Annotated in this window: 1 protein-coding gene; it reads right to left on the bottom strand. The window is 29.4% G+C overall.

What is annotated here, in order from left to right:
• Nucleotides 1–508: hypothetical protein (locus AFL22_RS22890; RefSeq protein WP_052272252.1), on the bottom strand; the 508-nt coding region annotated here is incomplete at its 3' end.
• Between the last annotated feature and the right edge of the window lie 81 nt (nucleotides 509–589).

Raw genomic sequence — 589 nt, forward strand, 5'->3', positions numbered from 1 at the left:
CTTCAACTTCTTCAACTTCTTTAGATTTTATTTTTAGGGATGAACGTAGCTCCATTGAAAATTCACAAATGGAAATACAGAACTTTGCGAAAGTACAAAGCAAAATGAAGCTTTTGAATACTGCTAAGGTTTCAATATTGATTGCTTTGAGGATGTTTGAAACAAAATCACCCTCTGGCAGAGTGTATGATTGATAAAGTACAATTGCGGCAGGGAAAAATAAGAAAAAATCATTAGCAGCTTTGACATGTTTGCCAACAATTACATATAAAAAAGAGATTGCAACTCCGCCTAACAACGAAATGATGAAAAGAAGATTGTTTTTAAATGTTTCGGTAATTTCTTTGCCAAAAATTGGCTGAGTGTGTTTTTTTAAAAAAAACATTAAACCGGTCAGACAAAAAATGACCAAAATAGATATAAAAATAACGATGATTCTTTTCTTATTCTTTAGAAGAAAATTAATGAGTCCATTTTCCTTTTGACTTTCAATTTCTTTTATGCACATGGCTTTATCTCCAATTTAATCTTATTAAGTTTTAATTAAGGAAAGTAAAAAATATTTTTATAAAGCTGATAAGGGTATCTT

This window comes from Pantoea sp. CFSAN033090, from assembly GCF_001264395.1.
GTDB lineage: Bacteria > Pseudomonadota > Gammaproteobacteria > Enterobacterales > Enterobacteriaceae > Pantoea > Pantoea agglomerans.